Here is a 15,987-nt window from a genome sequence, read left to right on the forward strand (position 1 = left end):
GCGATAAGGTCCGCAGGACCTTCGCTTTCAATACCGAAGCCGGGGCCGCTTCGCTGCCCATCGCAGCCTGCGGCAGCGGCTACAAGGGATTATAGCCAGCATGTCATTTGATCTAAACGCCCGCCTGGCCGTTCGCCGTGCCGAAAATCTGTACCGCCAGCGGCCTTTGCTGGAAAGCCCGCAAGGCCCGCAGGTGGTGGTCGATGGCAAGCCTTTGCTCGCCTTTTGCAATAACGACTACCTTGGCCTGGCCAATCACCCGCAAGTCATCGAAGCCTGGCAAATCGGTGCGTCGCGCTGGGGGGTGGGCGGCGGTGCATCGCATCTGGTCATCGGTCACAGCACCCCTCATCACGCACTGGAAGAAGCCCTGGCCGAGTTCACCGGTCGCCCGCGGGCGCTACTGTTCAGCAACGGTTATATGGCCAACATGGGCGCCGTCACGGCCCTGGTGGGGCAAGGCGATACGGTGCTGGAAGACCGCCTCAACCATGCCTCCCTGCTGGATGCCGGCTTGTTGAGCGGGGCGCGCTTCAACCGCTACCTGCATAACGATGCAAGTAGCCTTGCCAAGCGTCTGGAAAAAGCCAGCGGCAGTACGCTGGTGGTCACCGATGGCGTATTCAGCATGGACGGCGATCTCGCCGACCTGCCTGCGCTCGCCCGTGAAACCAAAGCCAAAGGTGCCTGGTTGATGGTCGACGATGCCCATGGTTTTGGCCCGTTGGGTGCCAATGGCGGCGGGATTTCCGAGCACTTTGGTCTGAGCGCAGACGATGTGCCGGTGCTGGTCGGAACGCTGGGCAAGGCATTTGGCACCAGCGGTGCATTTGTTGCGGGCAGCGAAGAGCTGATCGAAAGCCTGATCCAGTTCGCCCGGCCCTACATCTACACCACCAGCCAGCCGCCGGCATTGGCCTGCGCAACCCTGAAAAGCCTTGAGCTGCTGCGCACCGAGCATTGGCGCCGTGAGCACCTGAACAACCTGATAGCGCAATTTCGCCGGGGTGCCGAGCAGATCGGCTTGCAGTTGATGGACAGCTTCACGCCGATCCAGCCGATCATGATCGGCGACAGCGGCCGGGCCATCCGCCTGTCGCAGAGGCTGCGCGAGCGCGGCCTGCTGGTGACTGCAATCCGCCCGCCCACCGTGCCTGCGGGCAGCGCCCGCCTGCGCGTGACCCTGTCGGCCGCCCACACAGAAGCACAGGTGCAGCTATTGTTAACAGCACTCGACGACTGTTGGCGTACGTTGGAGCCTGCTCATGCGTGATCGCTTGATTTTGCTGCCGGGCTGGGGCCTGGGGGTTTCACCTCTGGAGCCGCTTGCCGTGGCCCTGCGCGGGCTGGACGAGCACTTGCGGGTGGAAATCGAACCACTGCCGGTGCTGTTGTCCGCCGATCTTGACGACTGGCTCGATGAACTCGAAGCCACCCTGCCCGACAACGTCTGGCTGGGTGGCTGGTCGTTGGGCGGGATGCTCGCCAGCGAGCTGGCTTCGCGTCGCGGTGATCGCTGTTGCGGGCTGGTGACCCTGGCCAGCAATCCGAGCTTTGTCAGCCGCGAGGATTGGCCAAGCGCCATGCCTGCCTCGACCTTCGAGCCGTTCCTCAACGGTTTTGGCGATGCGCCCAACACGACCCTCAAACGCTTTTGCCTGCTGTGCAGCCAAGGTTCGCTTGAGGCGCGGGCGCTTGCCAGCCTGCTGCTGGCCGGTGCACCGAAAGCGCAGCCCGATACCCTGCTGGCCGGCCTTGAACTGCTGGGCAAGCTGGATACGCGCGCCGCCTTGCAGCGTTTCAACGGCCCGCAATTGCACCTGTTCGCGGGGCTTGATGCCCTGGTCCCGGTGCAGGCGGCGAGCGATGTGCTGGCGCTGTTACCCGATGTCGAAGTGGGTCTGATTGAACAGGCCTGTCATGCTTTTTTACTGGAAGCCCCCCACGAGCTGGCGGCGGCCATCCAGGTTTTTTTACACGAGTCGGGCGATGAATGATTTGAGTGTTGCAATGCTTGCGGCCAGTTTGCCGGACAAGCGTCAGGTGGCAGTTTCGTTTTCCCGCGCGGCGGCCAGTTATGACAGCGTCGCGCAGCTGCAACGCGCTGTTGGCCGTGAGCTGATAGCCCGATTGCCGCAGGGTTTGAGCCCGCAGCGCTGGCTGGATCTGGGCAGTGGCACGGGCTATTTCAGTCGCCTGTTGGGCGAGCGCTTTACCCATAGCCAGGGGTTGGCCCTGGACATCGCCCAGGGCATGCTGGCCTATGCCCGGCCCTTGGGCGGGGCACAGCATTTCATTGCGGGCGATGCCGAAAGCCTGCCGCTGCAATCGAACAGTTGCGACCTGATTTTCTCCAGTCTGGCGCTGCAATGGTGTGCGGATTTCCGGGCGGTGCTGAACGAGGCCCAGCGTGTGCTCAAACCCGGCGGTGTGCTGGCATTCGCCAGTTTGTGCGTGGGCACCTTGAGTGAGCTGCGTCACAGTTGGCGAGCGGTCGATGGCCAGGTTCACGTCAATCGCTTTCGTGAATTTCAGACTTATCAGCAGCTTTGTGCCGACAGCGGTTTGCAGGTACTCGACTTGCAGAATCAGCCGCATGTGCTGCACTACCCGCAAGTTCGCCAGCTGACTCATGAGCTTAAAGCGCTCGGTGCACACAATCTGAACCCGGGACGCCCCGAGGGGCTGACCGGCAGGGCGCGGATCAAGGGGCTGGTGGGTGCCTATGAGCAATTTCGTCAGCCGCTCGGGCTACCGGCGACGTACCAGGTGGTCTACGGCATTCTGGAGAAAACGCGATGAACCCGGCGTACTTCATCACCGGCACGGATACTGATGTAGGCAAGACCACAGTAGCAGCGGGCTTTTTATATGCCGCCCGCGCGGCCGGGCTAAGCACGGCTGCGGGCAAACCGGTGGCCTCGGGTTGTGAAGTCACCCCGCAGGGGCTGCGCAATGCCGACGCCCTGGCCTTGATGGCTGAAAGCTCGATCAAGTTGAGTTATGACGAGGTCAACCCGGTGGCGTTCGAGCCGGCTATCGCTCCGCATATTGCGGCGCGCGAAGCCGGGGTGGTGCTGACGGTGCGCTCGTTGCTGGGCCCGATGCAGCACATCCTGAGTAAACAAGCCGACTTCACCCTGATTGAAGGCGCTGGCGGCTGGCGAGTGCCGTTATCGGGGCAAGACAGCTTGTCGGACCTGGCCCAGGCGCTGGATCTGCCGGTGATTCTGGTGGTGGGCGTGCGCCTGGGCTGTATCAGCCATGCCCTGCTCACGGCAGAGGCGATTGCCCGTGATGGCCTGCAACTGGCGGGCTGGGTGGCCAATATCATCGGCCCGAAAACCTCACGCCTGGAAGAAAACCTCGCCACCCTGGCCGAGCGCCTGCCTGCGCCTTGCCTCGGGCGTGTGCCAAAGCTTAAATCGGCGTCGGCGCAGTCCGTGGCTGAATACCTGCAGCTCGATTTGCTGGACTGAAAAACCGCTCCAGTCCAGGCCCGATCTAGTGTGGGAGCGGGCCTGCCCGCGATGGTATCGGTTCGGTCTGACAGGCGGTCCGCACTGCCTGTATCGCGAGCAGGCTCGCTCCCACAAGCCCTTTTCCCTTTGCCTGATAAATCCGACCCAAGACGAACGGACGCTTCGCGCTGCTTGACAATAAATAGGCGTAAACGTATGTTTCAAACACCTGTTTGACCGCCATAACAAATCCACGCGGTTGTTCATCCCCGGATTCATCAGCAGAGGTTTATCGCTATGCCTGACTACAAGGCCCCCTTGCGTGATATTCGCTTCGTTCGTGACGAACTGCTCGGTTACGAAGCGCACTATCAGAGCCTGCCGGCTTGCCAGGACGCTACTCCAGATATGGTTGACGCCATTCTCGAAGAAGGCGCCAAGTTTTGTGAGCAGGTGCTGGCACCTCTGAACCGTGTGGGTGACATTGAAGGCTGCACCTGGAGCGAGTCCGGGGTTAAGACTCCTACAGGTTTTAAAGAAGCCTACAAACAATTCGTAGAAGGCGGCTGGCCGAGCCTGGCTCACGACGTGGAGCACGGTGGCCAAGGCCTGCCGGAATCCCTGGGTCTGGCGGTAAGCGAAATGGTCGGTGCGGCCAACTGGTCGTGGGGCATGTACCCGGGCCTGTCCCATGGTGCGATGAACACCATCTCCGAGCACGGCACCCCCGAGCAGCAAGAGACCTACCTGACCAAGCTGGTGACCGGCGAATGGACTGGCACCATGTGCCTGACCGAATCGCACTGCGGTACCGACCTGGGCCTGCTGCGTACCAAGGCTGAACCTCAGGCTGACGGTTCCTACAAAATTTCCGGCACCAAGATCTTTATCTCGGCCGGTGAACACGATATGGCCGATAACATCGTGCACATCGTGCTGGCTCGCCTGCCGGATGCACCGGCTGGCACCAAAGGCATTTCGCTGTTTATCGTGCCCAAGTTCAAGGCCAACGCCGATGGCAGCATCGGTGAGCGCAACGCCGTGTCCTGTGGCTCGCTTGAGCACAAAATGGGCATCCACGGTAACGCCACCTGCGTGATGAACTTCGACGGCGCCACGGGTTTCCTGATCGGCCCGCCAAACAAAGGCCTGAACTGCATGTTCACCTTTATGAACACCGCACGTCTGGGTACCGCGCTGCAGGGCTTGTCCCACGCTGAAATCGCCTTCCAGGGCGGCCTGAAATACGCCCGTGACCGTCTGCAGATGCGCTCGCTGACCGGCCCGAAAGCCCCTGAGAAGGCGGCTGACCCGATCATCGTTCACCCGGACGTACGCCGCATGCTGTTGACCACGAAGGCATTCGCCGAAGGCAACCGTGCGATGGTGTACTTCACCGCCAAGCAGGTTGACATCGTCAAGTACGGCGTTGATGAAGAAGAGAAGAAGAAAGCCGACGCACTGCTGGCATTCATGACTCCGATTGCCAAGGCATTCATGACTGAAGTCGGTTTTGAGTCTGCCAACCACGGCGTGCAAATCTACGGCGGCCACGGCTTTATCGCCGAATGGGGCATGGAGCAGAACGTTCGCGACAGCCGCATTTCGATGCTGTACGAAGGCACCACCGGTATCCAGGCACTCGATCTGCTGGGCCGTAAAGTACTGATGACCCAGGGCGAAGCGCTCAAAGGCTTTACCAAGATCGTGCACAAGTTCTGCCAGAGCAACGAAGGCAACGAAACTCTGAACGAGTTCGTCACGCCATTGGCTGCGCTGAACAAGGAATGGGGCGAGCTGACCATGAAGGTCGGTATGGCCGCCATGAAAGACCGTGAAGAAGTGGGTGCGGCCTCGGTCGACTACCTGATGTACTCCGGTTATGCCTGCCTGGCCTACTTCTGGGCTGACATGGCGCGTCTGGCAGCTGAAAAGCTGGCGGCCGGCACTTCCGAAGAAGCGTTCTACAAAGCCAAGCTGCAAACGGCACGCTTCTACTTCCAGCGCATCTTGCCGCGCACCCGCGCACACGTTGCCACCATGCTGTCGGGCGCTGCCAACCTGATGGACATGAAAGAAGAAGACTTCGACCTGGGCTACTAAGTCCCGGCGGGTCATCTTGCAAAGCCGCTTCTCCTTTGGGGAAGCGGCTTTTTTAGTTTTGGTGCGCCTTAACTTTCTGTGGGAGCGAGCCTGCTCGCGAAAGCCCTCGCGAGCAGGCTCGCTCCCACATCAGATATGCTCTCGACCAAAACGTATATATTAGTCACAGCATGACCCTATGTATCGCTATCGTCGTTAAGCTAGACTGGGTCCCACATTAAACGCCGTTTACAGATTACGAGGTTTGCCATGGCTGACTACAAAGCGCCCCTGCGCGATATGCGCTTCGTCCTCAATGAAGTGTTCGAGGTCGCTACACTTTGGGCGCAATTGCCTGTGTTGGCAGAGACGGTAGATGCTGAAACGGTTGAAGCCATTCTTGAAGAAGCGGGCAAGGTCACCGCGAAAAGCATCGCACCGCTGAGCCGCAGTGGTGATGAGGAAGGCTGCCACTGGGACAATGGTGCAGTGACCACCCCGGCCGGTTTTGTCGATGCCTATCGCACCTACGCCGAAGGCGGCTGGGTGGGTGTAGGCGGCGACCCGCAGTTCGGCGGCATGGGCATGCCCAAGGCCGTGTCGGCGCAGGTCGAAGAAATGATCAACTCATCCAGCCTGTCGTTCGGCCTGTACCCGATGTTGACCGCGGGGGCCTGTGTGTCGATCAACGCGCACGCCAGCGAAGAATTGAAAGCGGCCTATCTGCCGAATATGTACTCGGGTGTGTGGGCAGGTTCCATGTGTTTGACCGAGCCCCATGCCGGTACTGATCTGGGGATAATTCGGACAAAAGCCGAGCCTCAAGTGGATGGTTCCTACAAAGTCAGTGGCACCAAAATCTTCATTACCGGTGGCGAGCACGACCTGACTGAAAACATTATCCATCTGGTACTGGCCAAATTGCCGGATGCGCCTGCGGGGCCTAAAGGTATCTCGCTGTTTCTGGTGCCCAAGTTCATGGTTAATGCCGATGGCAGCCTGGGTGACCGCAACCCGGTCACCTGTGGTTCGATTGAACACAAAATGGGTATCCAGGCTTCCGCAACGTGCGTGATGAACTTCGATGAAGCGGTCGGTTACCTGGTGGGTGAGCCTAACCGCGGCCTTGCCGCGATGTTCACCATGATGAATTACGAGCGTCTGGGGGTTGGCATTCAGGGCCTGGCCTCGGGAGAACGGTCGTACCAGAACGCCGTGGAATATGCCCGCGACCGTCTGCAGGGGCGCGCAGCAACCGGCGCGGTGGCCAAGGATAAAGTGGCCGACCCGATCATTGTTCACGCCGATGTGCGGCGCATGCTGCTGACCATGAAGGCCTCGAACGAAGGCGGTCGGGCGTTTTCGACTTACGTTGCCAACCAGCTGGATATTGCCAAGTTCAGTGAAGACCCCGCAGCCCGCGAGCGCGCTGATGGCCTGGTGGCTTTGCTGACCCCGGTGGCCAAGGCATTCCTGACCGACTTGGGCCTGGAAACCACCGTGCATGGCCAGCAGGTGTTCGGCGGCCACGGGTATATTCGCGAGTGGGGTCAGGAGCAGTTGGTGCGTGATGTGCGCATCACCCAGATCTACGAAGGTACCAACGGTATCCAGGCGCTGGATCTGGTGGGGCGCAAGATCGTCGGCAACCAGGGGGCCTACTACCGCCAGTTTGCCGAAGAGATTCGTCAGTTCATTGCCACGACCAGCAGTGACCTGAACGAGTTTACCCAGCCACTGGCTGCAGCTTTGGACACACTTGACCAGTTGACAGCCTGGGTGCTGGATCGCTCGCAAAACAACCCGAATGAGATCGGTGCCGCTTCGGTTGAGTACCTTCAGGTTTTTGGTTACACAACGTATGCGTATATGTGGGCGTTGATGGCCAAGGCCGCGTTGGGCAAAGAAGCCCAGGAAGCCTTTTATGTCAGCAAGTTGGGCACGGCGCGCTTCTACTTCGCACGTTTGCTGCCGCGTATCCACTCGCTGAGCGCATCGGTCAAGGCCGGTAGCGAGTCGCTTTACCTGCTGGACGAAGCACACTTTTAACCTGTTTAGTGTTTTGTAAGCATTTGCTTACATTACATGCTGACAATCTCCCATATCGGCAGATTGGATCCAGGGGTAATCTACTTTCCATGGACGTAGAGCAGGAAGCTCAAAGCAACAACACGGACACGTAGGATTCTGCCAGGATGGCGGAGTGAAAAGGATGTCAGGGAAACAGTCTGCAAAACCCCGCCTCGGCGGGGTTTTCTTTTTTGCGCACCAGAATTTTTGCGACTTCCCCCAGCCTGCTCCCACAAGGTGGGCAGCTACAAAGAGCCTTCATCGCTCTGCATCACATCCTCCAGCAGCGTGCGCAGCAACGCCAATGTGGCTTGCTGACGTTGCACATCGCGACACACCAACCCCACCTTTAGCGGTACTCTCGGCTCACTCAACGGTTTCCATAGCAGTGCCTGGTCGTCGTGCTGATGGCGCGAACGCCCAGGTAATACGGTGGCCAGCTTGCTATGGGGCAGGCTGTCGAGAATCCCTGCCATGGTGTTCAGTTCGGCCTGCACCTGCGGGCGGCGGCCCAGATTGGCGAGCTGGGTTTGCCAGATCTGGCGTACCTGAAACTCTTCTCCCAGTAGCAGCATCGGCAACTCGGCCGCCTGGCTCACAGACACCTTCTTGAATTCGCGCAGTGGATGATCCGCCGGGATTACCAGTTGTAGTTCGTCCTCATACAGCAGCATGCCGTGCAACCCGGGCTGGCGTGGCGGCAGGTAGCTGATGCCGATATCAAGCGAACCATTGAGCAGACGCCGCTCGATCTCGATGCCGGTGAGCTCGTAGATCTGCACCACCAAATGGGGTTGGGCCTGGCGCACCCGCTCCAGCATTTGCGGCACCAGGCTGGTATGCACGGTTTGCAACACGCCGATGGCGATGGTGCGCAGGGCCTGGCCCTGGAAATTGTGCAAAGCCTCTTTGGCCCGTTGCAGCCCGTCGAGCAGCGGCAGCGCGTGGTTGTACAGCGTGTGCGCTGCCAATGTTGGCAGTAGACGCTTGCTGCTGCGCTCGAACAGGCTCACATCGAGGTTGTGTTCGAGCTGGCGAATCTGCTGCGACAGGGCTGGCTGCGAGATGCAAAGACGCTCAGCGGCACGGCCCACATGGCCTTCTTCATAGACCGCGACGAAATAACGCAGTTGCTTGAAATCCATAAGTAATACTTATCGAAATTGCTTAAAAAACGAAATGGCTCAACGGCCCGCTGGCGCCTAGTCTACGCGCATTCCACAAGGCTCATCGAGCCAGAGATGTTGATAGGCAGTGGCGTTTTACATAGGCAGGGCAATAAACCCAATCAGAGGTTTACCTACTGTAAGAAGCGCCGGCAGTTGCAAATCGAATCTGTTTATGGTCACAAGGTCCGCGTGCATGAACCTGTTTAACCTGCGTCGCCATTCCCCCAGCCTTGAAGAGATGGCTGCGCATTCTGCGCCATCGAAGGCTGGCAACCATCCGTCCCAGGATTGCCTGATGCCCTGCGTTGAGCGTGAGACCCAAGTGTTTGTGCGAGGTCAGGGGTCGTGGATGTGGGACAGCGACAGCCGTGCGTACCTGGACTTTACTCAGGGCAGTGCCGCCAACAGCCTGGGCCACAGCCCGGCAGTGCTGGTCAAGGCGATGGCCGAGCAGGCGCAGTCTTTGCTGAATCCGGGCGCAGGCTTTTTAAATCGCGGGATGTTGAATCTGGCGCAGCGCTTGTGTGACAGCACCGGCAGCGATCAGGTGCATTTGCTCAACACCGGCGCCGAGGCGAATGAGGGCGCGATCAAGCTGGCGCGTAAATGGGGTCAGCTGCATCGCGGTGGCGCCCATCGGATCATTACGGCCAGCCGCAGCTGCCACGGTCGCAGCTTTGGCGCGATGTCAGCTTCGGGCGGCGCCTCTGTGGATAACCGCTTCGAGCCGCAGTTGCCGGGCTTTATCAATGTGCCGTTCAACGATTTGCTGGCGCTGCATGCGGCAGTCGATGCTCAGACCGTGGCCATCATGCTGGAGCCGGTACAAAGCGAAGCCGGGGTGATTGCGGCGACTGAGCATTACCTCAAGGGTGTTGAGCGTTTGTGCCGTGAGCTGGGCATTTTGTTGATCCTGGATGAAGTCCAGACCGGCATGGGACGTTGCGGCACCTTGCTGGCAGAGCAGAATTACGGCATTCGCGCCGACATCATCACTTTAGGCAAGGGCCTGGGCGGCGGTGTGCCATTGGCCGCATTGCTGGCTCGGGGCAAGGCCTGCTGCCTTGAGCCCGGCGAGTTGGGCGGTACCCATCATGGCAATGCCTTGATGAGCGCAGCAGGGTTGGCGGTACTGGACACGGTGCTGGACAAAGGCTTTTTGCAGCAGGTTCGCGACGCGGGGCAACACCTGCGCGAGGGGTTGGGCCGGTTGGCGAATAGTTATGCACAGGGCGAATTGCGCGGCCAGGGCCTGCTTTGGGGCCTGACCTTGTCGGATAACTCGGCAGATGCGGTGGTCAAGGCGGCATTGTACGAAGGCTTGCTGATCAGTGCTCCACAGCCCGACTGCCTGCGGTTCACCCCGGCCCTGTGCGTGAGCAAGGGCAATATCGATGAAATGCTGCTGCGTCTGGCCCGGGCCTTTGCCCGTGTGCGCACGGCCCAGTTGCAGTGCCGTCGCGGAGTTGCCGTCTGACTGCATCGGTCACACAGAATTTAAAGAACCGTCTCGCGGTATAACGCATCGCCCTGTGCCTGTTTCCTTCGGCACAGGGCGTTTTTTTTGCTTGTGGATAAGTTCTGGCTGAACCTTTGGCCAGCGCCCGGAGTCGATTGGTAGCAGGGCCAGTTCTGGCCCGCCACTACTAGGGAGCTGCGCATATGGATCTTATTAAAATCATCTTTGCCATTCTGCTTCCGCCGCTGGGCGTGTTTATGCAAGTGGGTTTTGCCGGGGCATTCTGGCTGAATATTCTGCTGACCCTGTGCGGTTATATTCCAGGGATCGTGCATGCGGTGTGGATTATCGCCAAGCGTTAACTGGCAAAGGATATCGACCTGTAGTCGCTGCCGCAGGCTGCGATAAGGGCCGAAGGCCCTGCTCATTCAACCAGTGTGGCCTTTGGGGCACCCTTCGCAGCCTGCGGCAGCGACTACAGTTATGTATCAGCTTGCATCACCTGGCTGTAAAACAGCCATTCCTGTTCCAGTGCGTGGGCCTGGTTACTGGCTTTGCGAAAGCCGTGGCGTTCGTCCGGGTAGTAATGGGCCTGGGCCGGGATGCCGTTGTATTGCAGGGCCTGGAGCATGTTGCGGGTTTGTTGCGGCACCACGACGGCGTCCAGCTCGCCCTGGAAGAAGATCACCGGCACACTGATCTGGTTGGCGTACAGCAACGGAGTGCGCGCCGCATAACGTTCAGCGTCGCGCTGCGGGTCGCCAATCAACCAGTCCAGGTAGTCACCTTCAAACTTGTGGGTGGCTCGCGCCAGCGCAATCGGATCGCTGACTCCGTACAGGCTGGCACCCGCCCGGAAGACTTTATGAAATGCCAGCGCACACAAGGTGGTGTAGCCCCCTGCGCTGCCGCCGCGAATAAACGCAGTGCGGGGAGCAATCAGTTCTTGCTCGGTGAGATAACTGACTACTGCGCAAGCATCTTCGACATCCGCAACGCCCCAATTCAGATGCAGGGCCTGACGATACTCACGGCCATAGCCGGTGCTGCCGCGATAGTTGAGGTCGGCCACGGCAAAGCCGCGTTGGGTCCAGTATTGAATGCGCGGGTCGAGCATCGGGTAACAGGCCGAAGTCGGACCGCCGTGGATGAATACCAGCAGTGGCGGTTTTGTCTCGCCATTCATCGCTGGGTAGAAAAAGCCGTGGGCATGACCCGATCCAGAGGGATAACGCAGGGTTCTCGGGCGGCTGATACGTTCAGGGGGCAGCGGCGCAACGCCACCTGCCAGTACCTCGACCTTATGGTCGGCGCGACAGATGCGGATCACGGCTGAAGGGCGTATCGGTGATGCTGCGATGCAATAAATAAATGCCTTATCCAGTGCCAGGCTGCGAAAGTGGCTGTAGTCACCCGTGAAGTCTTCGAGGTTGCCGTCAGCTGTGCGGATGCCCAGGCGACCGAAGCCGTCCTCGGTCCAACTGGCCAGATAGCCTTGCTCGGCAAGCGGCACAAAGGTGCTGGTGCCCAGTTGCCAGGGGGCCGGGGCGTGATCGGCGCGCGCGCTGGGTGCGGGCACCAGGCCTTCGCCGGACTCGGCCCAGGGTTGCCAGAAACCTGCGCGGTCGGTCAGGCAATGCAGGCGGTTATCTGTGTCGAAGCGCGGCTGTTGCAGCGACTCTTCATCAAGATCACCGGCCAGGCACTGGGCGGTGTTCCAGCGTCCGGCCGTTTGGCCTTCGGCGAGCATCAGGCGGGTTGATGTCCACGGTTGGTGCGGGCGGCTCCATTCAATCCAGGCCAGGCGCTGGCCGTCGGGGCTCAATGCCGGTGCACCATAGAAATCAGCGCCTTCGGCCAGCAACTGGCGTTCAAGGGTCGCAAGGTCGATGCTGACCAGTCGATGTTGATCGCCGGTTTCCTCGACCGCCAGCACCTGCCCGCTGGCAAACTGCACGCCACCGTAACGGCAAGTGCCCTGGGTCAGCACTTGCGGTGCCGCGCCGTCCAGGGGTTGCAAGTACAACTGTTGATCGGCTTCGTTGACGAATACCACCGCGTCATCACTCAAGCAAAAACTGCCACCGCCATACTCATAGACCCGGCTGCGCGCGCTGAAACCGGCGGGCGTCAGGCAGTGGGCCTGGCCTTCGCGCCAGTGCCAGATACGCGAGGCCGCATCCTGTGGACGATATTCGTTCCAGAACAGGCCCCGTGGGCCGACCCGCAATTCTGCGAAATCAACCCCGGCGGCCACGGCGAGTGCGGCGCTGAAGGGTTCAGCTTTTGGCGATGAGACGTGAGTTTCGTTCATTTCGGAAGGCCAATTGTTCGATGGTCTGGGTGGCGTGCTCGGCTTCTTCGCGCGCCTTGAGAATCAGGTCGTGTTGTGGCGATTTACTGCACACCGGGTCCGCATTGCTGGCGTCCCCGGTGAGCATAAAGGCCTGGCAACGGCAGCCGCCGAAGTCCTTTTCTTTCTCGTCGCACGACCGGCAGGGCTCGGGCATCCAGTCATAACCGCGAAAACGGTTGAAGCCAAACGAGTCATACCAGATGTGTTGCATGCTGTGGTCGCGCACATTGGGGAACTCGACCGGCATTTGCCGGGCACCATGACACGGCAGGGCCGTACCGTCAGGTGTTACGGTCAAAAAAATGCTGCCCCAGCCGTTCATGCAGGCTTTTGGGCGTTCTTCGTAATAGTCCGGGGTGACGAAGATCAGCTTGCAGGGGTGGCCTTCAGCCTCAAGTTTGGCCCGGTATTCGTTGGTGATGCGCTCAGCCCGTACCAGTTGCTCCTTGGTTGGCAGCAGGCCGACACGGTTGAGCTGGGCCCAGCCGTAGAACTGGCAGGTGGCCAGCTCGACAAAGTCGGCCTCAAGGGCGATACACAGCTCGATGATGCGGTCGATTTTGTCGATGTTGTGCCGATGGGTGACGAAGTTCAGCACCATCGGATAGCCGTGGGCCTTGACTGCCCTGGCCATTTCGAGCTTTTGCGCGAAGGCCTTTTTTGAGCCGGCCAGTAGGTTGTTGACCTGTTCATCGCTGGCCTGGAAGCTGATCTGGATATGGTCCAGCCCGGCTTTTTTGAAGTCGCTGATCTTTTGCTCGGTCAGGCCGATGCCCGAGGTAATCAGGTTGGTATAGAAGCCCAGCTTGCGTGCTTCGCCAATCAATTCGGCCAGATCCTGACGCACCAGCGGTTCGCCACCGGAGAACCCCAACTGTGCCGCGCCCATCTCCCGTGCCTCGCGAAACACCTTGATCCACTGCTCGGTGCTGAGTTCTTTGCCCTGCTGGGCGAAGTCCAGCGGGTTTGAGCAGTAGGGGCATTGCAGCGGGCAGCGGTAGGTCAATTCAGCGAGCAGCCACAGCGGCAGGCCGACCTCTGGCTTGGGCGGGATACGGCTGTCAGGCAAGTTCGATCCAGTGCTCTGCACGAGCAACCTCCATAAATTGCTCGATATCTGCGCCGAGCTCAGGTACGCCGGGGAACTGTTGGTTCAGTTCGCCAATAATGGCCGCGACGTCGCGCTGGCCGTCGATCAGACCACCGATCAGGGCGGCGCTGTCATTGAGCTTGATCATGCCTTCGGGGTACAGCAGCACATGGCCTTTTTGCGCGGGCTCGTACTGGTAACGATAGCCGGTGCGCCAGGTCGGGATTTTGCTGCGATCGAAGCTCATAGGGTGATTCCTTTATGCCAGACACGTTGGCTGGTCACGCTGTGATAGGGCGGGCGGTCCAGCTCGTAGGCCATGGTCATGGCATCGAGCATGCTCCACAGGATATCGAGTTTGAACTGCAGGATTTCCAGCATGCGCTGCTGGCCTTCATAAGTAGTGTAGTGCTGCAGGGTGATTGCCAGCCCGTGCTCTACGTCGCGTCGGGCCTGGCCCAGGCGGGTGCGGAAGTATTCGTAGCCGGCCGGGTCGATCCACGGGTAATGCTGCGGCCAGCTGTCCAGGCGTGACTGGTGAATTTGCGGCGCAAACATTTCGGTCAGCGAACTGCTGGCGGCCTCTTCCCACGTGGCGCGGCGGGCGAAGTTGACGTAGGCATCCACGGCAAAACGAACGCCGGGCAGGACCAGCTCCTGAGAGCGCAGTTGATCCGGGTCCAGGCCGACGGCCTGGCCAAGGCGCAGCCAGGCTTCGATACCGCCGTCTTCACCGGGCGCGCCGTCGTGGTCGATCATGCGTTGAATCCACTCGCGACGCACTTCACGGTCAGGGCAGTTGGCCAGGATCGCGGCATCTTTAAGCGGGATATTGACCTGATAGTAGTAACGGTTGGCGACCCAGCCCTGAATCTGCTCGCGGGTAGCGCGGCCTTCGTACATCGCCACCTGGTAGGGGTGGTAGATGTGGTAATAAGCGCCTTTGGCCCGCAGGGCGGCCTCGAATTCGGCGATGGAGAGTGGGGCTTGGGTCATCAGGGTTCTCCAGGGTGGGAGCGGGCTTGCTCGCGATGGGATCGCTGCGGTGTGTCAAATGCACCGCGCCGTTTGCATCGCGAGCAAGCCTGCTCCCACAGGGGTTGTGGTGTGGCTTAAAGCTCGATACTCATGCCATCAAAGGCCACTTCAACCCCCCGGCGAACCAGTTCGGCACGCTCGGCGGAGTCTTCGTCGAGGATCGGGTTGGTGTTGTTGATATGGATAAGCACCTTGCGCTGTTCGGGCAGTTGCTCAAGTACTTCGAGCATGCCGCCGGGGCCGTTTTGCGCCAGGTGGCCCATCTCGCGGCCGGTACGGGTGCCCACGCCTCGACGCTGCATTTCGTCGTCGTCCCACATCGTGCCGTCCACTAGCAGGCAGTCGCTGCCAGCCATGATTTCCAGCAAGGGCGCGTCAACCTTGCCCAAACCCGGGGCATAGAACAGTTTGCCGCCGGTGCGCAGGTCTTCGACGATCAGGCCGATGTTGTCGCCCGGGTGCGGGTCGAAACGGTGCGGCGAATACGGCGGTGCGGCACTGCGCAGGGGCAGCGGGCTGAATCGCAGGTTGGGGCAGGCGGGAATGGTGAATGTTCCCTCCAGCTCGATGCGGTTCCAGTTCAGGCCGCCATTCCAGTGCTTGAGCATGGTGAACAGCGGGAAGCCGGTGCTCAGGTCTTCGTGGACCATGTCAGTGCACCAGACTTCATGCGGGCAGCCTTCGCGCAGGCTCAGCAGGCCGGTGGTGTGGTCGATCTGGCTGTCCATCAGGATGATGGCGCTGATCCCGGTATCACGCAGGGCACGGCCCGGTTGCATCGGAGCGAAGTCCTGGAGTTGTGCACGAATGTCGGGCGAAGTGTTGCACAGCACCCAGTTCACGCCGTCGTCGGAGATCGCAATCGACGATTGGGTACGCGCCTTGGCGTTTAACGAACCATCACGAAAACCCGCGCAGTTGACGCAGTTGCAGTTCCACTGCGGGAAACCGCCGCCAGCGGCGGAACCTAGAATCTGGACAAACATGGCGTGTTCTCTTGCAAATCTGAAAATAAAAACGCCCCGGCGAACCGAGGCGTTGGGTTGCTCTGCTCAGTGAAGACGCAGATCAACGGCTAGCGAAGTACATGGTGACTTCAAAGCCAATACGCAGGTCGGTGTAAGCAGGTTTAGTCCAGGCCATATCGTGACTCCTTCAGCGGGTGGGTGGGTGGTGTCTCTTGATTAGTCCAGCTCCCGAAGGAGTTGTTCAAAAGCTTAGGTGGCTATGTTACTAAATTTGACGCTTTTTGAACGCCCGAT

Annotated in this window: 15 protein-coding genes; 8 read left to right on the forward strand and 7 right to left on the reverse strand. The window is 60.0% G+C overall.

The genetic code is table 11. The features are described from left to right. Positions 1-100 precede the first annotated feature (100 nt). The 6 genes from bioF to CJU81_RS14495 all read left to right on the forward strand — a co-directional run bounded on the left by bioF (position 101) and on the right by CJU81_RS14495 (position 7,592). Positions 101-1,273 (forward strand): 8-amino-7-oxononanoate synthase, encoded by a 1,173-nt coding sequence (gene bioF, locus CJU81_RS14470; protein WP_095037209.1) that lies wholly within the window; start codon positions 101-103, stop codon positions 1,271-1,273. Then, positions 1,266-1,997 (forward strand): alpha/beta fold hydrolase, encoded by a 732-nt coding sequence (locus CJU81_RS14475; RefSeq protein ID WP_095037210.1) that lies wholly within the window; start codon positions 1,266-1,268, stop codon positions 1,995-1,997. The genes bioF and CJU81_RS14475 overlap by 8 nt, the downstream gene beginning before the upstream one ends. Further along, a complete protein-coding gene (gene bioC, locus CJU81_RS14480; protein WP_095037211.1) occupies positions 1,990-2,802 on the forward strand; it encodes a malonyl-ACP O-methyltransferase BioC in 813 nt (270 codons plus the stop codon). The genes CJU81_RS14475 and bioC overlap by 8 nt, the downstream gene beginning before the upstream one ends. After that, positions 2,799-3,479 carry a dethiobiotin synthase gene (gene bioD, locus CJU81_RS14485; RefSeq protein ID WP_095037212.1) on the forward strand — a complete coding sequence of 227 codons (681 nt, stop codon included), beginning with the start codon at positions 2,799-2,801 and terminating at the stop codon, positions 3,477-3,479. Before bioC ends, bioD begins: the two co-directional genes overlap by 4 nt. 279 nt (positions 3,480-3,758) lie before the next feature. Continuing rightward, positions 3,759-5,564: a phenylacyl-CoA dehydrogenase gene (locus CJU81_RS14490; RefSeq protein WP_095027449.1), complete on the forward strand. Its 1,806-nt coding sequence runs from the start codon at positions 3,759-3,761 to the stop codon at positions 5,562-5,564. 249 nt (positions 5,565-5,813) lie between these two features. Next, positions 5,814-7,592: an acyl-CoA dehydrogenase C-terminal domain-containing protein gene (locus CJU81_RS14495; RefSeq protein WP_095037213.1), complete on the forward strand. Its 1,779-nt coding sequence runs from the start codon at positions 5,814-5,816 to the stop codon at positions 7,590-7,592. A 266-nt stretch (positions 7,593-7,858) separates the two neighbouring features. On the opposite strand, the gene CJU81_RS14500 is transcribed toward CJU81_RS14495, so the two are convergent. After that, entirely contained in the window at positions 7,859-8,758 is a 900-nt protein-coding gene (locus CJU81_RS14500; protein WP_095037214.1) for a LysR family transcriptional regulator, read from the reverse strand. Between the two features lie 217 nt (positions 8,759-8,975). Here CJU81_RS14500 and CJU81_RS14505 point away from each other — a divergent pair, with 217 nt between their 5' ends. Continuing rightward, complete coding sequence (locus CJU81_RS14505) at positions 8,976-10,259, forward strand: aspartate aminotransferase family protein (protein ID WP_095037215.1); 1,284 nt, start codon at positions 8,976-8,978, stop codon at positions 10,257-10,259. A gap of 185 nt (positions 10,260-10,444) precedes the next feature. Next, positions 10,445-10,603 (forward strand): YqaE/Pmp3 family membrane protein, encoded by a 159-nt coding sequence (locus CJU81_RS14510; protein ID WP_004419451.1) that lies wholly within the window; start codon positions 10,445-10,447, stop codon positions 10,601-10,603. Positions 10,604-10,722: 119 nt separating this feature from the next. On the opposite strand, the gene CJU81_RS14515 is transcribed toward CJU81_RS14510, so the two are convergent. The 6 genes from CJU81_RS14515 to pqqA form a co-directional block, all read right to left on the reverse strand. Further along, a complete protein-coding gene (locus CJU81_RS14515; RefSeq protein WP_095037216.1) occupies positions 10,723-12,555 on the reverse strand; it encodes a S9 family peptidase in 1,833 nt (610 codons plus the stop codon). Continuing rightward, positions 12,521-13,687 (reverse strand): pyrroloquinoline quinone biosynthesis protein PqqE, encoded by a 1,167-nt coding sequence (gene pqqE, locus CJU81_RS14520; protein WP_083369743.1) that lies wholly within the window; start codon positions 13,685-13,687, stop codon positions 12,521-12,523. The genes CJU81_RS14515 and pqqE overlap by 35 nt, the downstream gene beginning before the upstream one ends. After that, positions 13,659-13,934 (reverse strand): pyrroloquinoline quinone biosynthesis peptide chaperone PqqD, encoded by a 276-nt coding sequence (pqqD, locus tag CJU81_RS14525; RefSeq protein ID WP_095037217.1) that lies wholly within the window; start codon positions 13,932-13,934, stop codon positions 13,659-13,661. Before pqqD ends, pqqE begins: the two co-directional genes overlap by 29 nt. Then, positions 13,931-14,683 (reverse strand): pyrroloquinoline-quinone synthase PqqC, encoded by a 753-nt coding sequence (gene pqqC / locus CJU81_RS14530; protein ID WP_095037218.1) that lies wholly within the window; start codon positions 14,681-14,683, stop codon positions 13,931-13,933. The genes pqqD and pqqC overlap by 4 nt, the downstream gene beginning before the upstream one ends. Positions 14,684-14,799: 116 nt before the next feature. Then, complete coding sequence (gene pqqB, locus CJU81_RS14535; RefSeq protein ID WP_095037219.1) at positions 14,800-15,711, reverse strand: pyrroloquinoline quinone biosynthesis protein PqqB; 912 nt, start codon at positions 15,709-15,711, stop codon at positions 14,800-14,802. A gap of 82 nt (positions 15,712-15,793) precedes the next feature. After that, complete coding sequence (pqqA, locus tag CJU81_RS14540) at positions 15,794-15,868, reverse strand: pyrroloquinoline quinone precursor peptide PqqA (protein ID WP_003444522.1); 75 nt, start codon at positions 15,866-15,868, stop codon at positions 15,794-15,796. Between the last annotated feature and the right edge of the window lie 119 nt (positions 15,869-15,987).

Origin of the sequence: Pseudomonas fragi (assembly GCF_002269505.1) — a bacterium.
Taxonomy (GTDB): Bacteria; Pseudomonadota; Gammaproteobacteria; order Pseudomonadales; family Pseudomonadaceae; genus Aquipseudomonas; species Aquipseudomonas fragi_D.

Excerpts from the sequence above, each read along its gene's own strand:
- bioD (WP_095037212.1), top strand. The coding sequence starts at position 2,799 with ATGAACCCGGCGTACTTCATCACCGGCACGGATACTGATGTAGGCAAG.
- CJU81_RS14510 (WP_004419451.1), top strand. The coding sequence starts at position 10,445 with ATGGATCTTATTAAAATCATCTTTGCCATTCTGCTTCCGCCGCTGGGC.
- CJU81_RS14505 (WP_095037215.1), top strand. The coding sequence starts at position 8,976 with ATGAACCTGTTTAACCTGCGTCGCCATTCCCCCAGCCTTGAAGAGATG.
- bioC (WP_095037211.1), top strand. The coding sequence starts at position 1,990 with ATGAATGATTTGAGTGTTGCAATGCTTGCGGCCAGTTTGCCGGACAAG.
- CJU81_RS14495 (WP_095037213.1), top strand. The coding sequence starts at position 5,814 with ATGGCTGACTACAAAGCGCCCCTGCGCGATATGCGCTTCGTCCTCAAT.
- CJU81_RS14490 (WP_095027449.1), top strand. The coding sequence starts at position 3,759 with ATGCCTGACTACAAGGCCCCCTTGCGTGATATTCGCTTCGTTCGTGAC.
- bioF (WP_095037209.1), top strand. The coding sequence starts at position 101 with ATGTCATTTGATCTAAACGCCCGCCTGGCCGTTCGCCGTGCCGAAAAT.
- CJU81_RS14515 (WP_095037216.1), bottom strand. The coding sequence starts at position 12,555 with ATGAACGAAACTCACGTCTCATCGCCAAAAGCTGAACCCTTCAGCGCC.
- pqqC (WP_095037218.1), bottom strand. The coding sequence starts at position 14,683 with ATGACCCAAGCCCCACTCTCCATCGCCGAATTCGAGGCCGCCCTGCGG.
- CJU81_RS14475 (WP_095037210.1), top strand. The coding sequence starts at position 1,266 with ATGCGTGATCGCTTGATTTTGCTGCCGGGCTGGGGCCTGGGGGTTTCA.
- CJU81_RS14500 (WP_095037214.1), bottom strand. The coding sequence starts at position 8,758 with ATGGATTTCAAGCAACTGCGTTATTTCGTCGCGGTCTATGAAGAAGGC.
- pqqB (WP_095037219.1), bottom strand. The coding sequence starts at position 15,711 with ATGTTTGTCCAGATTCTAGGTTCCGCCGCTGGCGGCGGTTTCCCGCAG.
- pqqD (WP_095037217.1), bottom strand. The coding sequence starts at position 13,934 with ATGAGCTTCGATCGCAGCAAAATCCCGACCTGGCGCACCGGCTATCGT.